Annotated in this window: 16 protein-coding genes and 1 pseudogene; 12 read left to right on the forward strand and 5 right to left on the reverse strand. The window is 29.6% G+C overall.

Going from position 1 to position 16,600, the window contains the following annotated elements:
* Window positions 1-86: 86 nt before the first annotated feature.
* From CSPT_RS06780 to glyS, 12 genes are all read left to right on the forward strand, one after another.
* Window positions 87-2,180, forward strand: a complete 2,094-nt coding sequence (locus tag CSPT_RS06780; protein WP_089182891.1) for an RNA degradosome polyphosphate kinase — start codon at window positions 87-89, stop codon at window positions 2,178-2,180.
* Between the two features lie 42 nt (window positions 2,181-2,222).
* The gene (locus tag CSPT_RS06785; RefSeq protein WP_161492091.1) at window positions 2,223-2,819 is read left to right on the forward strand and encodes a LysE family translocator; all 597 of its coding nucleotides are present in this window, start codon (window positions 2,223-2,225) and stop codon (window positions 2,817-2,819) included.
* Between the two features lie 61 nt (window positions 2,820-2,880).
* Window positions 2,881-3,363 carry a 3-isopropylmalate dehydratase small subunit gene (locus CSPT_RS06790; RefSeq protein ID WP_089182893.1) on the forward strand — a complete coding sequence of 161 codons (483 nt, stop codon included), beginning with the start codon at window positions 2,881-2,883 and terminating at the stop codon, window positions 3,361-3,363.
* 15 nt (window positions 3,364-3,378) lie between these two features.
* The gene (leuB, locus tag CSPT_RS06795; protein WP_089182894.1) at window positions 3,379-4,455 is read left to right on the forward strand and encodes a 3-isopropylmalate dehydrogenase; all 1,077 of its coding nucleotides are present in this window, start codon (window positions 3,379-3,381) and stop codon (window positions 4,453-4,455) included.
* Window positions 4,445-4,693, forward strand: coding sequence for a hypothetical protein (locus CSPT_RS06800; protein ID WP_033916103.1), 249 nt, complete (start codon window positions 4,445-4,447; stop codon window positions 4,691-4,693). Before leuB ends, CSPT_RS06800 begins: the two co-directional genes overlap by 11 nt.
* Window positions 4,690-5,025, forward strand: coding sequence for a CiaD-like domain-containing protein (locus CSPT_RS06805; RefSeq protein ID WP_089183341.1), 336 nt, complete (start codon window positions 4,690-4,692; stop codon window positions 5,023-5,025). Before CSPT_RS06800 ends, CSPT_RS06805 begins: the two co-directional genes overlap by 4 nt.
* Window positions 5,009-6,106, forward strand: a complete 1,098-nt coding sequence (locus tag CSPT_RS06810; protein ID WP_089182895.1) for a tRNA nucleotidyltransferase/poly(A) polymerase-related protein — start codon at window positions 5,009-5,011, stop codon at window positions 6,104-6,106. The genes CSPT_RS06805 and CSPT_RS06810 overlap by 17 nt, the downstream gene beginning before the upstream one ends.
* Window positions 6,107-6,161: 55 nt before the next feature.
* Complete coding sequence (gene purU, locus CSPT_RS06815) at window positions 6,162-7,001, forward strand: formyltetrahydrofolate deformylase (protein ID WP_089182896.1); 840 nt, start codon at window positions 6,162-6,164, stop codon at window positions 6,999-7,001.
* A complete protein-coding gene (locus tag CSPT_RS06820; protein WP_089182897.1) occupies window positions 7,002-7,472 on the forward strand; it encodes a tRNA (cytidine(34)-2'-O)-methyltransferase in 471 nt (156 codons plus the stop codon).
* A complete protein-coding gene (locus CSPT_RS06825) occupies window positions 7,469-8,791 on the forward strand; it encodes an endonuclease/exonuclease/phosphatase family protein (protein ID WP_089182898.1) in 1,323 nt (440 codons plus the stop codon). The genes CSPT_RS06820 and CSPT_RS06825 overlap by 4 nt, the downstream gene beginning before the upstream one ends.
* A complete protein-coding gene (locus tag CSPT_RS09090; RefSeq protein ID WP_170228715.1) occupies window positions 8,788-8,937 on the forward strand; it encodes a hypothetical protein in 150 nt (49 codons plus the stop codon). The genes CSPT_RS06825 and CSPT_RS09090 overlap by 4 nt, the downstream gene beginning before the upstream one ends.
* Window positions 8,921-10,942 (forward strand): glycine--tRNA ligase subunit beta, encoded by a 2,022-nt coding sequence (glyS, locus tag CSPT_RS06830; RefSeq protein ID WP_089182899.1) that lies wholly within the window; start codon window positions 8,921-8,923, stop codon window positions 10,940-10,942. The genes CSPT_RS09090 and glyS overlap by 17 nt, the downstream gene beginning before the upstream one ends.
* A gap of 133 nt (window positions 10,943-11,075) precedes the next feature.
* Here the strand turns inward: glyS and CSPT_RS06835 are convergent, their stop codons facing one another.
* From CSPT_RS06835 to pyk, 5 genes and pseudogenes are all read right to left on the reverse strand, one after another.
* The gene (locus tag CSPT_RS06835; protein ID WP_089182900.1) at window positions 11,076-11,726 is read right to left on the reverse strand and encodes a winged helix-turn-helix domain-containing protein; all 651 of its coding nucleotides are present in this window, start codon (window positions 11,724-11,726) and stop codon (window positions 11,076-11,078) included.
* A 25-nt stretch (window positions 11,727-11,751) separates the two neighbouring features.
* The gene (locus tag CSPT_RS06840; protein WP_089182901.1) at window positions 11,752-12,369 is read right to left on the reverse strand and encodes a cytochrome c3 family protein; all 618 of its coding nucleotides are present in this window, start codon (window positions 12,367-12,369) and stop codon (window positions 11,752-11,754) included.
* Window positions 12,366-12,787 (reverse strand): annotated as a pseudogene (locus CSPT_RS06845) (cytochrome c3 family protein). Before CSPT_RS06845 ends, CSPT_RS06840 begins: the two are co-directional and overlap by 4 nt.
* A gap of 45 nt (window positions 12,788-12,832) precedes the next feature.
* The gene (locus CSPT_RS06850) at window positions 12,833-14,377 is read right to left on the reverse strand and encodes a flavocytochrome c (RefSeq protein WP_089182902.1); all 1,545 of its coding nucleotides are present in this window, start codon (window positions 14,375-14,377) and stop codon (window positions 12,833-12,835) included.
* Window positions 14,378-15,153: 776 nt separating this feature from the next.
* A complete protein-coding gene (gene pyk, locus CSPT_RS06855; RefSeq protein WP_089182903.1) occupies window positions 15,154-16,593 on the reverse strand; it encodes a pyruvate kinase in 1,440 nt (479 codons plus the stop codon).
* Between the last annotated feature and the right edge of the window lie 7 nt (window positions 16,594-16,600).

Raw genomic sequence — 16,600 nt, forward strand, 5'->3', positions numbered from 1 at the left:
AGAAACATTTTAATCAAATAAAACTTTTATCAAGCAAAAACTAGGTAAAATGCAAACTATGAAATTTATCTATGAGGAATAAAATTATGGCAAAAGACAAAAGTGATTATATAAATAGAGAGCTTTCTTGGCTTAGATTTAACTCAAGGGTTTTATCTCAATGTGATAAAAATATCCCATTAATGGAAAAACTTAAATTTATAGCTATTTATACAACAAATTTAGATGAGTTTTATATGATTAGAATAGCTGGTTTAAAACAACTTTTTGTAGCTGGAGTTGTAGTAAGCGGCAACGATGGAATGGCACCAATTGATCAGTTAAGAGAGATAAGAGAATATCTTAAAAATGAAAAAATTACCCTTGAAAACCACTATAAAAATATTACAAAAGAACTTTCTAAAAATGGTCTTTTTATAAAAAATTATGATGAGTTAAACGCAAATTTAAAACAAAAAGCAGATGAGTATTTTTTCTCAAACATAATGCCAGTTATTGTCCCTATTGCGGTTGATTCAACACACCCATTTCCTCATCTAAACAACCTTAGTTTTTCTTTAGCTGTAAAAATCATTGATCCAGAACATAGTGATCATGTTAAATTTGGAATGATAAGGATTCCAAGAGTAATTCCGAGATTTTTTGAAGCAGATGACGCTACTTATGTGCCAATAGAAAGCATAGTTAGAAAACATGCCGAAGAGATTTTCCCAGGATATAAAATCATTAGCTCAGCAACATTTAAAGTCACAAGAAACGCAGATATTGTAATAGAAGAAGAAGAAGCTGATGATTTTATGATGATATTAGAACAAGGATTAAAACTTCGCAGAAAAGGTGCTTTTGTAAGACTTCAAATAGAAGCTAATGCCGATCCTGAAATTTTAGAATTTTTAAATTTACATATGAAAATTTTCAAAAAAGATATATATGAATACTCCATACCATTAACACTTGATTCACTTTGGCAAATAGTTGGCAATAAAAACTTCTTACATCTTGGTTTGCCACTTTACACACCAAAAGTATTACAGCCATTTGATGAAAATGTATCCATTTTTGATACTCTTGATAAAACCGATGTTTTGACATATCAACCTTATGAAAGTTTTGATCCAGTGGCAACTCTTATAAAAGAAGCATCAAAAGATCCAAAAGTAATATCCATAAGAATGACGCTTTATAGGGTTGAAAAAAACTCGCCAATAGTTCAGTCGCTAATAGATGCAGCAAGCGATGGCAAACAAGTTACTGTTATGGTTGAATTAAAAGCTAGATTTGATGAAGAAAACAATCTTCATTGGGCAAAAGCTCTTGAAAACTCAGGTGCACATGTGATATACGGAATTGCTGGATTTAAAGTACATGCAAAAGTTACTCAAATCATACGCCAACAAAATGGCAAACTTAAATTTTATATGCATTTTGGAACCGGAAACTACAATGGCGGAAGTGCTAAAATTTATACAGATATTAGTTATTTTACCACAAAAGAAGAATTTGCAAAAGATTCCACAGACTTCTTTCATATCTTGTCTGGATATAGCAAAAATAGAACTTTAAATAGTCTTTCTATGTCGCCAATGCAAATCAAATCAAGACTACTTGAAATGATAAAAAATGAAAAAGACAAAGGAAGTGAAGGTGTAATCATAGCAAAAATGAATGCACTTGTTGATAGTGATATGATAGATGCACTTTATGATGCAAGTAGTGCAGGAGTTAAGATAGATCTCATAATACGCGGAATTTGTTGCTTAAAACCAGGAGTAAAAGATTTAAGTGAAAATATAAGAGTTCGCTCTATTATCGGTAAATACCTTGAACACGCAAGGATATTTTATTTTAAACACTCAAATCCAGAATTTTACATATCTAGCGCTGATTGGATGCCAAGAAATTTGGAGCGTCGCTTTGAACTTATGACACCTATTTATGAACAAAAACATAAAAATACTTTACAAGAGATTTTACACATTCAACTAAGAGATAATGTTTTAGCTTATGAACTTAAAGAAGATGGAGAATATACACAAGTTGTGCCAGCTCAAAATAAGCTTAAAATAAACAGCCATGATCTTTTAGAAAAATATGTAACAAAAATAAAAGCAACTCAAAAAGATAAAGATATCAACTCGCGAACTAAAAATATAGCTTTTAAATTATTTAAAGAAAGTTAAAATATAATTATGGGATTTTTCCATAATTATAAAGGATTTTTGATGGATTGGTTACTTTTTGTATCAAATTTTCTTATGGCATCATTTTTACCTGGTATAAATATGACTTTAGCTCTAAATTATGGGATTTTAATAGGCTATAAAAAAACACTTTTTATGATAAGCGGTTCTGTTTTAGCCCTTGGAATAGTGGCGTTTTTAAGCGCAACAAGCATAGGAATTATTATAATTAAAAAACCTTTTATTTTTGAGATTATAAAAGTTTGTGGCGGAATTTATATATTGTATCTTGCTTTTAAAATTTTTATATCCACTTCTAAAATCAAAGATAGCAAAGTTACACACATACTAAATGCGAAAGAACTTTTTATGCAAGGCTTTATAGCATGCATTACAAATCCTAAAGCTTGGATATTTCTTGCAGCTCTTTTACCGCCATTTTTAGACAAATCCAATCCTTTTAACGCAAAAATGTTTTTACTCATTTTTATAATTTTATGCATAGAATTTTTTTCATTTTCGGTTTATGCGCTTGGAGGAACTTTTTTAAAAAAGTTTATCACAAAATACATATCAATAGTTCAAAAACTTTCGGCTATTCTTCTTAGCATAGTTGCTTTATGGATGATATTTTGGTAAATTTTATTATTTTAAAAACAAATTTCTGATAGAATATATAAATTTAAAAAAAGGTAGTTTTATGCAAGGCAAAGTTTGGAAATTCGGAGACAACATAGATACAGATATAATAATAGCAGCAAGATACCTAAATACTTCAGATGAAAGTATCTTAGCTAAACACATAATGGAAGATGCTATTTATGATTTCTCATCTAAAATTTCAAAAGGCGATTTTATAGTAGCTGGAGAGAATTTTGGATGTGGAAGTAGCAGAGAACACGCCCCTCTTGCATTAAAAGCAGCAGGTATAAACTGCGTTATAGCAAAATCTTTCGCAAGAATTTTTTATAGAAATAGTTTCAACACTGGTCTTTTGATACTAGAAATTGCTAATGCAGATGAGATAAATGAAGCCGATGAAATCAAAATTAATTTAAATGATGGAATGATTGAAAACTTAACTACCAAAAAAACATATGAATTTAAGCCAATTCCAGAGTTTATGCAAAAGCTTTTAAACTGCGGTGGCTTGATAGAGTATGCTAAAGATTTAATAAAATAAAATTGAGGTTAATTTATGAAAAGATACAATATTTGCGTAATAAAAGGTGATGGAATAGGACCTGAAATCATAGATGAATCTATAAAAGTACTAGATGCTATAAGTGGGAAATTTGATATAGAGTTTAATTATGAGTATTGTCAAATGGGTGGGGCTGCTTATGATATATTTGGTGAACCACTTCCAGATGAAACTTTGCAAAAAGCATTAAGTAGCGATGCTGTGCTTTTTGGTGCAATTGGCGGAGAAAAATGGGACAATCTACCGCGTGATAAAAGACCAGAAAGTGGGCTTTTAAAACTTAGAAAAAATTTAGAAGTTTTTGCAAATTTAAGACCTGCGACAATTTTTGATGAGTTAATAGACGCCTCAAATTTAAAAAAAGAAGTTGTAGAAGGCGTTGATTTTATAGTTGTTAGAGAATTAACCGGCGGAATATATTTTGGCGAACCAAGAAAACAAGAGAGTGGTAAAGCATATAACACTATGATTTATTCAAAACAAGAGATACAAAGAATAGCAAAAATAGGCTTTGAAATAGCACAAAAAAGAAAAAAAAGCTTATGTCTTGTTGATAAAGCAAATGTCCTTGAAACAAGCTCTTTATGGCGTGAAGTTGTAAATGAAGCAGCAAAGGATTATACGGATGTAAAACTAAGTTTTATGTATGTTGATAATGCTGCAATGCAAATCATTAGAGATCCAAAACAATTTGATGTGATTTTAACAGAAAACCTATTTGGCGATATTTTAAGTGATGAAGCAAGTATGATTTGTGGTTCTATCGGACTTTTGCCAAGTGCTAGTATAGGTGGTAAAGTTGGCATTTACGAACCGATTCATGGAAGTGCACCCGATATAGCAAATCAAGGTATAGCAAATCCAATGGCAACTATCCTAAGTGCGGCTTTAATGCTAAGATATGCTTTTAATGAAGAAGATGCAGCAAAATGTATAGAAAATGCTGTAAAACAAACTTTAAAAGATGGCTATAGAACAAAAGATTTAGCAGCATTTGGTGCTAAAGAAATATGCACAACCAGTGAAATAGGCAGCATTATAGCTGATTATGTAACAAGATATGAGAAATAATACCATAACAGAGGCTCTTATTTATGAGTCCCAAGGTCTTAAAGATGATGCACTTTTAGTATATAAAAATATATTAAAATCAGATCCACATAACAAAGATGCAACAAATGCAATACGCAGAATTTCCGGGCTTAGAAAAAAATATAAAGATGTAAATGAGTATATGCTTGATTTTTTTGTAAATTTAAAAACTGATGAAGAGATAAACGAATTTAAAAGATGGTTGATAAAGATATGAAACTAGAAGACTTAGCAAAAAGCGTAGCTTATGAAATCAGCGCAGAGTTAGAGCAAGAAAGAGAACAGCAAATATATAAAAGTGAGCAAAAAGTTGATGATAATGCACACAATATAGCACAAATCAAACAAGAGCTTAATCAAATAGATGGCGATAATAACACAAAAGAGCAGATTTTTTTACAAAATACAAAAGAGAGAATTTTAGTGTTATTTGAAGGCTTAAACGAAAACACAAAAGGCGATATAAGTTTAAGGCTAGATTTAACAATAAAATTTTTAGAGTTTTTGCTTGCTAGTATCGAAAATAGACTAGATGAATTGCGAAAATAGCGAGTTAAAAGAAGTTATTAATTTTCTAAAACCATACACAAATAGAGCATACTTTGTTGGCGGCAGCGTTAGAGACAAACTGCTTAATATTAAAAATAGCGATTATGATATAGAAGTTTATGATATTTCTAAAGATAAATTTGAACTTTTAATGCAAAAAATCGGTGCAGTTGGCGTTGGTAAAAGCTATTTTGTTTATAAATATAAAAATATCGATATTTCTCTTCCAAGGACTGAAACTAAGATAGGTCGTGGTCACAAAGCTTTTGAAGTTAGTATTTGCAATGATGAAAAACTAGCTTCAAAAAGACGCGATTTTACTATAAATTCTCTTATGCTAAATATATTTGATGGAAAACTTTTGGATTTTTGGGGTGGAAAAAATGATTTAGAAAATAAAATTTTAAAAATCATTGATGAAAATAGTTTTAAAGAAGATAGCCTTAGGGTTTTAAGAGCTATCCAGTTTGTATCAAGATTTAATCTAACCATAGATAAAAACAGCTTTGAAATTATGAAAAATATTGATTTAAACGATCTTAGCAAAGATAGAATTCGCCTTGAAATTATAAAAATGTTTAAAGGAAAGTTTCAAGAAAAAGCATTTAAGTACCTCTATGAACTTAATCTTTGTTCGATTGTTTTTGGTATAGAAATAACAAAAAACGAATTTGAAAAAATTTGTCAAAATTTAAATGATGGGTTTCAGCTTGTTAATAACCAGATGTATTTTTTATATAAATTTTCAAATATAACAAAATGCAATAAATCAAAACTTTTAAAACATTTAAATTTATCTTTTCAATATAAAAAAATACTAAATGAGCCATTTTTTGCAAATCCAACAAAAAAAGATCTTCTTATAACTAGCCTTGAAATGCCGCTTTCTAACTGGCTTGGATTAGATACGAAAGAACTTGTAAGTATAGCAAAAAATCTAGGAATTTATGATAATACTTTTAAAACAGATATATCTTCAAGCGATGTTATAAAAGATGGGTTTAGTGGCGAAAATATCGGCAAAGAGATAAAAAGAAGAAAACTTAAGATGATAGATGAGTTTTTAACTAAAAACAATTAAACTACTTAAAAGTGAAATTTTGATAAAATAAACCTTTTGTTAAGAGGTTAAAATGATGGAAAAATACATACTAAAAATCGACTGCAAAGACCAAAAAGGATTGATATATAGAATATCTGATACTATATTTAAATTTGGATTAAACATAGCAAAAAATCATGAATTTGTCGATCATGAAGTTAATAAATTTTTTTATAGAGCCGAAATAGACTGCGAAAAAAGTATAGATGAAACTGCATTTTGCGGCACACTTAGTGCAATGCTTGGCAGCGAAGCAAATATAGTTTTAAAAAAATCTAGCAAAAAAGACATAGTTATACTAGCTACAAAAGAAACCCATTGTTTGGGCGATATGCTAATAAAACACAGTAGCGGTGAGTTAAATGCGAATATTTTGGCTGTAATTGCAAATCACGATGATTTAAGAGAACTTGTAGAGAAATTTGGCATTAAGTTTTATTGCGTTGAGAGCAACGGCACAAAAAGAGAAGATCATGAGCAAGATATTTTAAACTTACTTAGTAAATTTAGTTTTGATTATATGGTTTTAGCAAAATATATGAGAATACTATCCCCAAATTTTGTAAAGGCTTACGAAAATAAAATCATAAACATTCATCACTCTTTCTTGCCTGCATTTATAGGGGCAAATCCCTACAAACAAGCTTACGAAAGAGGAGTTAAGATAATTGGTGCAACTTCGCATTTTGTAAATAACGACCTTGATGAAGGACCAATAATAACTCAAGATGTAGCAAGAGTAAATCATGAGATGAGTTGGCAAGATATGCAAAAAGTAGGTAGAAATATCGAAAGAAATGTCCTTGCTGCAGCACTTGACCTTGTGTTTGATGATAGAATTTTTGTTTATAACAACAAAACAGTAATTTTCTAAATGTTTAATATAGTTTTAGTTCATCCACAAATTCCACAAAATACCGGTGCGATAGGCAGACTTTGTGTAAATGCAAATCTAAATTTACACATCATAAAACCAACTATTTTTGATATTGACGAAAAAGCTGTAAGGAGAGCCGGGCTTGATTACTGGAAAAAGCTAAACCCTACAATATGGGAAAGTTTAGATGATTTTTTAAACACAAACAGCGACTTTGATAAATTTCACTTTGCAACCACAAAGACAGATAAACTATACTATGATGCTAAATTTAAAACTGGCGATTTTATATTTTTTGGTGGTGAAAGCACAGGGCTGCCAATGGATTTTATGAAAAAAAACTGGAAAAACGCTATAACAATACCAATGGGGGAAAGCGGTAGAAGTTTAAATTTAGCAATGAGTGTTGGGATAATAGCTTATGAGGCGATTAGACAAAATATAAAAAATTTCGAGTTTAGAAAATGAAAAAAATATTTTTAATTATAATATCGTTTGTTTTTTTATATTCAAGTGAGCTAAAAATCGCAACTTATAATGTAGAAAATCTTTTTGATGATAAATTTGATGGAACAGAATATTATGACTTTAATATCAAAAAATCTTCTTGGAATACAAAAAAATATCAAGAAAAACTCTCAAATTTAAGTGGGACTATAAAAAAAATAAACCCAGATATCATTGCACTACAAGAAGTTGAAAACTACTCAACTTTGCAAGATTTAGCAAAACAAAGTGGTTATAAATTCTATAAATTTACAAAAGATAAAACTTCGCCTTTTGGAGTTGGAGTTATGTCTAAAATAGAAATTTTAGGCACAAAAAACTATGCCGTAAAAAGCGTAAAAACAAGAGATATTTTAAGAGCAGATTTTAAATTTGATGATAGTGAGTTTAGTATATTTATAAACCACTTTCCAGCCGCTAAAAATCCCATAAAAGATCGTAGATCCGCTGCTACAACACTTTATCAGGCTGTAAATGAAACAATCAAAAAAGGCAAAAAAAATCTAATTTTACTAGGTGATTTTAACAGCGACTTGGGAGATAATTTTTTATTAAACGATATTATAAGAATAAATAAATTTACAAACCTTTGGGATGAAATACCAAAAAATTTACAAATTTCACATAAAAGCAATCGTGCGATAGATCATGTCTTGTTATCACAAAGCTTTTTTCAAAACTCGCCATACTACAAAAAAGGAAGTTTTGGGATTTGCAAAGCTAGTATTAATTACTTTGAAATTTCAGATCATTTGCCACTTTGTTTTAGCATAAATAGCGAAAAAACAAGTATTGATTTAGTGACAAAAACTATAAATGAAATTTATAAAAATCAACAAATTGATACCAAAACACTCATACAAAAAGCAACTGTAATCTACAAAGATGAAGTTGGATATGTGATTTCTCAAGGACAAGGAGAAAGCGTATTTGTTTTTGACAAAAATGCAGTGGTTGATGTTGGTAAAATTTATGATTTGATAGCCTATAAAAGCGAAATTTATGATGGAAATTTTGAGATAACTAGTGCAAAAATTATCAATTCTTATGATAAAATTACAGATATAGATAAATATAAAATTGATTTTAAAAATATAAACACAGCAAGAAGCGGCGATATCATAACAAATATAGTTGGCGATGTAAAAAGTGGATATTTACACACCAAGTTTGGAAAAATCAAACTTTTTTCACGCTCTAAAAAGTTAAATGACGGCTTGGATTTCAAAGAAGCGTTATTTTGGAATTATAAAGGTCAAAAGGAACTTATCATAAAATGATAGATTTTATCATCATAACAGCATTTTGCATTTTTATGACATTTATGATAATTGGATTTAACAAACAGATGAATGAAAAAAACAAAAAAAGAGATGAGATAAATAAAATTATAAAAGATAGGAAAAAAGATGAAATTACTGATTGAAATTGGAGTTGAAGAATTACCAGCAATACCATTTTTAAAAGAACTTCCAAATATAAAAACAAAATGGGGAAAAATCTTAGAAGAATACAACCTAAAAACCAAATTTGAGTTTTTTTACACACCAAGAAGACTTGTATTTTTTCACAATGAGTTTTTAAGCAAACAGCCAAATAGCATTATACAAAACATTGGTGCACCAAAAAATGTTGCACAAAAAGATGGAGTTTGGGCTAAAGCTGCTCTTAGTTTTGCAAATAAATGCGGTATTAGTGAAAATGAGCTTAAATTTAAAGAAATAAACGCAAAAGAAGTTTTATACTACGAAGAAGAAAAAATAGGTAAAAACTCTAAAGAAATTTTAGGAGAAATGATAAATAAATTTTTATCATCTTTAAATTTTGGCAAATCTATGCGTTGGGGAAATGGCGAGTTTGAGTTTATAAGACCGGTAACATCTATAATTTGTATGCTTGGAGATGAAAATGTTGCAATGAGTGTATTTGGCATACAAAGCGAGAAAGCATTTTTTCCACACAAAGCATATGGATATGATAAGATTAAATTTAATAGCATCGATGAATACTTTAATAAAATATCTCAAAACGGAATAATACTTAAAGAAGAAGATAGAAAGAATAAAATTTTATCAGAGTTTAGAAATTTAGAGCAAAAACACGACATAAAAATACAAATAGATAATGAACTTTTAAGCGAAGTTGTCGCTATAACAGAGTATCCAACTGCACTTCTTGGTAAATTTGAAAATGAGTTTTTAGATGTTCCAAGTGAAGTTATCATAACTTCTATGAAAGTAAATCAAAGATATTTTCCTGTTTTTAAAGATGGTAAATTATTAAACGGATTTATCGTAGTTAGTAACGCCATTAGCGATGATTATTCACTTATCATAAAAGGAAATGAAAAGGTTTTAAGAGCAAGGCTTAGCGATGCAATGTTTTTTTGGCAAAGCGATCTAAAAACAAAATTTGATTCAAAAATGCTAGAAAATGTTGTGTATATGAAAGAGCTTGGAAGCATAGAGCAAAAAGAAAAAAGCGAAGCAAAATTAGCACAAATTCTAGCAAATTTATACAAAGATGAACTTAGTAAATTTAATATTTCAAATATAAATGAACTTTTAGAAAGATCAATAATGCTAAGCAAAACAGATCTTGTTAGTTTAATGGTAGGTGAATTTAGCGAACTTCAAGGTATTATGGGTGGATATTATGCAAAAAATGCCGGCGAACACGAGCTAGTTTGCACAGCCATAAAAGAGCAGTATCTGCCAACAGGCGAAAATAGCGAGCTTCCAAGCAATCTGTTTTCAGCTTTAGTTTCGCTTTCTTGCAAACTTGACACGCTAATGGCACTTTTTAGCATAAACAAAATTCCAACCGGAAATAAAGACCCTTATGCACTAAGAAGAGCAGCAAATGGGGTTTTAAGAATAATTTTAAATGAAAAATTAAGTTTTGATATAAATGCCATTTTAAAAGAAATATCGCCAAATTATGCTAAATTTGATATAAACACTCTAATTGATTTTATATTTGATAGAATGATAACAATGTATGATGCAAATACATCTATCATAAAAGCTTGTATAAATAGCGGTCAAAGAGATATCAAAAAACTTGATAATGCCATAAAAGCACTTGATGAGATAAGTAAAGATGAAAGTTTTAAGGATAAATTTGATACTTTTAAAAGACTTGCAAATATTATCAAAAATGAGCAAATAGTGGAAGTTGATACAAATTTATTTGAGTTAGATGCTGAAAAAAATCTTCATAGTGAATTCAAAAAAATAAATACCAACGAGCAAGATTATAAAAAATACCTCAACTCGCTTTTTGACCTTAAAAATCATATAGATGACTTCTTTGATAATGTTATGATAAATGTAGAAAATCAGTCTATAAAATCAAATAGAATAGCTATCATAGGTCAAATTTACAAAGCATTTTTAAGAGTTGCGGATATAAAAGAGATAAGCTTTTAATAAATTTATAAGTTATGTTAAGACCTTACTTATTTATAATAAAATGATTTTATAAACGCTTTTATTTTAATTTACAGCATAAATTAAAATAAATATGGTTTGAAAATTTTAGTATTTTAATATAAAAAGAGTATTATGGAATTTTATATCCAATTCCCTTAACATTTTTTATTTCAAAGGGAACTTTTGATCTTAATTGTCTTACAAGAGAGCGAAAAGCTTCATCTCTAGGAATTTCATTGCCCCAAACAAAAATTTCTATTTGGTTCATAGTAACAACTTTTCTTCGATGTCTAAGTAAAATTTCTAAAAGCTTAGACTCTTTTCGCCCAAGATAAATTTCATTTTTTCCAACAAAAAGACATGATAAATCAACATTAAAATAAACACCCTTTTTTATATGATAAATAAGAGATTTATTATACTTAGTTAAAATTTTAAAAAGAATTTGTGCGGCATCTGAAGTTATTTCATTGGTTTTTAAAATAAAATCATCGCACCCGATACAATAAAGTTCTTTTATCAAATCGGCACTTATCTCATTTAAAATTACTATAACAGATGCTTGAATTGAGCTTTCTTTTAAAGATTTTACAAACTCAATCCTACTTTTATAATCATCGTCAATATTTAGCACAAAAGCATCATAGCGAATTTTGTGATCTAAAATTATGGGTATATCAAAAAACGCATCAAAAGAGTAAAATGAAATTTTAAATGTTTTTGAAATAAAACTTAAAACTTCTGTCATCTTAGAGTCTATTCTCATCAAACAAACTTTCATTTTATACTCCTTTGTCTAATCTACATTATTTTTGCTCACTTAATTCTTTTACAATTTTATCTTTTTCTTCAAGCATTTTTGGTTTATCTTTATAAATTTCATACTCAGGTTCTTTGGCATAGTAATTTAACACACTTCTTAAATTTTTATGTCCAACCTCTAAATGACAACTTGCACAACCTATCTCTTTACCTTCGGATTTAACTTTTTTATAATGTGCATGCATTTCAAGACCCTTAGGTGATAGTTTTGAATTCTCATAAATATTTTGATGACATTTAACACAACCGTCATCAAATACAAATCTTAATCTATTTTTTCTATTTTCTAACCAATTTATTTGATCAACATCTTTAAAAAAATGGATGTATCCTTCAACTACTCCGTTTTTAGCCTTAGTATAAATGTAATTAACCAAAGAATCGTGCGGTAAGTGACAATCAACACACTGAGCCTTAAAACCTAAATCCCCTTTACCGCCATGAACATCATGTCTATATGATGCAACCATCGGATCCATTTCATGACACACAACACAAAATTTATCACTACTTGTTTTAGTAAGAGCGATTGTTGTTGTATATGAGCCCATAACACCGATTATTAAACCTATCAAAATAAAATAAAATATTTTCTTTTTCATGGCGTAACCTTCATCCAATGTTTAACTTCAGCCTCGTGGCACTCATCGCACATATTTACCGATTTTTTATGCTCCATATGGCACTCATCACAATACAAATTTGGCCCGTCATGAACGGAATTGTGCGGATTTGCTTTTAAAGTATCCATAAATTTGGTTCTTTGCGCCATATGCTCTTTGCTTTTATGACAAGATAAACAGCCCTTATCTCCTGGGTTTTTAAATTTCTCAGGATTTGATTTGTATGACAATGCATACAATCAAAATAAAGCTTTGCGTGATGTGGTTTTATTGGGTATTTCTCAACTAGTTCTTTTATATGTTGTTTATAAGAGCTTTTTGAAGCGTTATCCTCAGCATAAGAAAAACAAGCAAAAAATAGTAAAATGCACGTAGCAAATTTAATTTTCAAACTCATTTATTCTCCTTAGATCAGTTGCCCTAAATTTGGGCAACTTAAAATTTATATATTTTCTCCAGCTATCATTCCAAATACTAAACAATCAGTAATTGCCACACTTCCAAGTCTGCTAGCTCCGTGTGTTCCGCCTGTAACCTCACCTGCTGCATAAAGTCCAGGGATTGGTTCTTGTGTATCCATAGAAATAACTTGTGCTTTAGTATTAATTTTAACACCGCCCATTGTGTGATGTGGTTTTGGAGTTAAGCGTATGCAATAAAACGGACCGCTTTCATTTATGCACTCGCCTTTGAATTGTTCAACAGGTTTGCCAAACTCATCTTTTCCGGCTTTAACTCCGTCGTTGTATTTTTTAACACTTTCTTTTAAAGCAGCAGCTGGAATTTTATAAGCAATAGCAACCTCATCAAGTGTGTTGTATTTTTTCATAACGCCACTATCTAAGCCTTTTTGGATTACATTTTTAATTTCAGGACCAAATGTGTTTTGGGTTCCTATCGCAACTGGGTTAGCCTTAGGATCTTTTCTTAGTATTACAAATTCAGCGTCAGCTCTTGTTTTTCTATCAGCAAGCTCATTCATAAAACGCTTTCCTGTTTTTACATCAACAGCCATCCCGTATTTAAATAAACCTTGTTGAGTTAAAATCGGAGCCACTCCAAAACCTCTCTCATCTGGACTAGCCCATGGACCAAATTGAATCCAATCTACTTGAACTGGGCAAGCTCCGATTTCAAATGCTTTAGCCATAGCACCAGCAGTTGCTCCTGGATGATTTGTAGAATCCATATCATCAGGAATTCTTGGATCTTGTAATTTTCTATAAAATTTATCCATACCAAAACCGCCTGATGCTAATACAACACCTTTTTTTGCACCAAAATATTTAACTTCGCCACTTTTGTTTTCTTTATCATCATTAAATAATTTTGAATCAAATCTATACTCAACTCTAGCTTTTATTCCTACAACTCTACCAGCTTCATCAAGCACAAACTCATCAAATTTTGTTCTTTTGTAAAGTTTGCATTTTTCATTTTCTTCAACATATTTTGACATAGGGATGATTATTCCTGAGCCGCTATTATTTTCAGTAACAATTGTTCTAGGGACTGAGTGACCGCCAAACCATGATAGTTCGTGCTGGAATTTTGCACCGCATTTTTCTGCAAAAGATACAGAATCAGCTGCTCTATCTACTATTGTTTCAAGTAATTCAACATGATTAATGCCAAGTCCCGCTTTTAAGCAATCTTTGATAAAAATTTCTTTTGAATCTTTAATATTTCTTTCTTTTTGAATAGGATTGTTTGGAACTGCCATTCCGCCACCATTTATGGTTGAATTTCCACCAACTCTACCCATTTTCTCAATCACAAGAACACTTAAACCTTTTTCTGCTGCTTTTGCTGCTGCTGCAAGTCCGGCAAAACCTGTTCCTATAACAACAACATCATATTCTTCATCAAATTTAACATCTTTTACATCAATTGGTTTAGCCATTAAATTTGATGCACCTAGCATACTAGCACCTACGCCAACACCTGCAAGTTTGATAAACTTTCTTCTTGAATCATTATGGTTCATGAAATATCCTTTATAATTAAGATTAAGAATAAATTAAAGCTATTTTTATTTAAAACATCTATATTTATTCTTTATATGAAATAATATCATTTTATATGTGAGTTATCAGTGATATTTATCTATAAATTTTTAAATTTTATAATAAATATAAATTTTTAAGTTTATATTTATTATAAAATATTTCGCTAGATAAAGATATGGTAAAAATTTTCTAAAAATAACTAAGTCTCTTATTTTAATACTAATAAATGCAAGCTTCAAAAATTACTTTTCATAAGTGATATTTAAATGATTTATGATAGCGATGTATTTAAATGAAATTTATTCAAAATCATATAAAAAAGTTTTTGATTTTATAAAAATTTAGGTGTAAAATTTTACTAAAATCATCTCTGTAAATAAAGATTTTATGAATGTAAAAAATTATTTATTTAGAAGCATTTTGTAAAAACTAAAATTCTACGCCTAAATATGTGGTGATTGCTTGTTCTTATTTATCACTAGAGAAATTATATTATTAGTATGATTTAATCATAAGCCATCTTGAAAAGATGGCGAGCAAAAAGTTGAAGTTGAGACGCTTTTAATGTTACGCCTAAAGCTATGAACAAATTTAAAGATGGTAAAAACTTAAAATACATTATTATACTTAACTATAATTTGTAAAGTAGCGTTAAATTTATATACAAATTTTAATACTATTAATAAGCCTAAAAGCAAAATGTTTTTTAGGCTTATTTAAATACATAACCAAAATAAATTATAATTTTATTAAATTATAAATTTTTATAATAATCAATCTGATCTTTTTTGATAATGCGTATATAATTCGTGCTTCCTTCTACTCCAGTTTGCAAACCTGCAGTCATTACATAAGTGCATTCATCGCTTATTAAATGTTTCTTTAATCCATCTTTTATAATGCTGGTTATAAGGTCATCAACTTTGATTTTATCTTTTACCAATATAGGCTCAACACCCCAAACCATACATAAAGAATGTGCAGTTTGCTCATCATGGGCTATGGCTAAAATATCCATCTTTGGTCTATTTCTTGACATTTTTATAGCTGATTTTCCAGATCCAGTTATAGAAAGTATGCCGCATGCTCCTATGTTTGTAGCAAGTTTAGATGCACTTGATGCTATCATATCTGTTTCATCAAAAAAGCTAAATTTATCAAATTTATTATAAGGATAAAGTTTTTCTGTTTCTCTAATAGTATTTGCCATAGCTTTTACAACAAGTGGCGGGTGCTTTCCAATGGCACTTTCTTCACTAAGCATAACAGCATCCGTTCCATCTAATACAGCATTAGCAACATCGCTTATTTCAGCTCTTGTTGCTCTGTCATGCTCTGTCATAGAAAGCATCATTTGAGTTGCTGTGATAACTGGTTTATTCATATTATTTGCTTTTGCTATGAGCATTTTTTGTATATTTGGCACCTCATAAAACGGAACTTCTATGCCAAGATCGCCTCTTGCTACCATTATACCATCACAAATTTCCAAAATTTCATCAATATTTTCAACTGCATCAAATTTTTCTATCTTAGCATATAACTTTGCATCTGAGTTAAAATCCGATAATATCTTTCTAGCTTTTATAACATCATTGGCATTTTGGACAAAAGAAATAGCTACAAAATTTACACCATTTTTAGCACCCCACTCCATATCTAGCTTATCTTTTGGAGTTATAATATCTACATTTATCCTTGTATTTGGGAAATTTACACCTTTATTAGATGTGATAACACCATCGTTTTCTATTATGGTTTCGACATATTCACCAACCTTAATAACTTTTGCTCTAACAGCGCCATCATAAAGATAAATATATTCACCAAGTTTTAACATATCTAAAATTTCAGGATGATTTATACATGTCTCATAGCGATTTTCCATTATCTGTTTTCCAAGAATTTCTTCTTTTTTAAAAACTATATGATCGCCTATTTTTAATGTAAAAGTATTTTCTAATTTTCCTATGCGTATCTTTGGACCGCTGATGTCTTGAAGAACGCCTATCCTAATGCCTAATTCTTTTTCAACTTCCCTTACAATATCTAAATTTTTTTTATGATATTCGTGAGTTCCGTGAGAAAAATTTAATCTAAATACATTTACGCCGTTTTTTACCATCTCTAGTATAGTCTGTTTATTATCGCTTGATGGACCCAGTGTTGCTACTATTTTTGTTTTTTTAAACATAATTTTC

It is taken from the genome of Campylobacter sputorum subsp. sputorum, from assembly GCF_008245005.1.
GTDB classification, from domain to species: domain Bacteria; phylum Campylobacterota; class Campylobacteria; order Campylobacterales; family Campylobacteraceae; genus Campylobacter_F; species Campylobacter_F sputorum.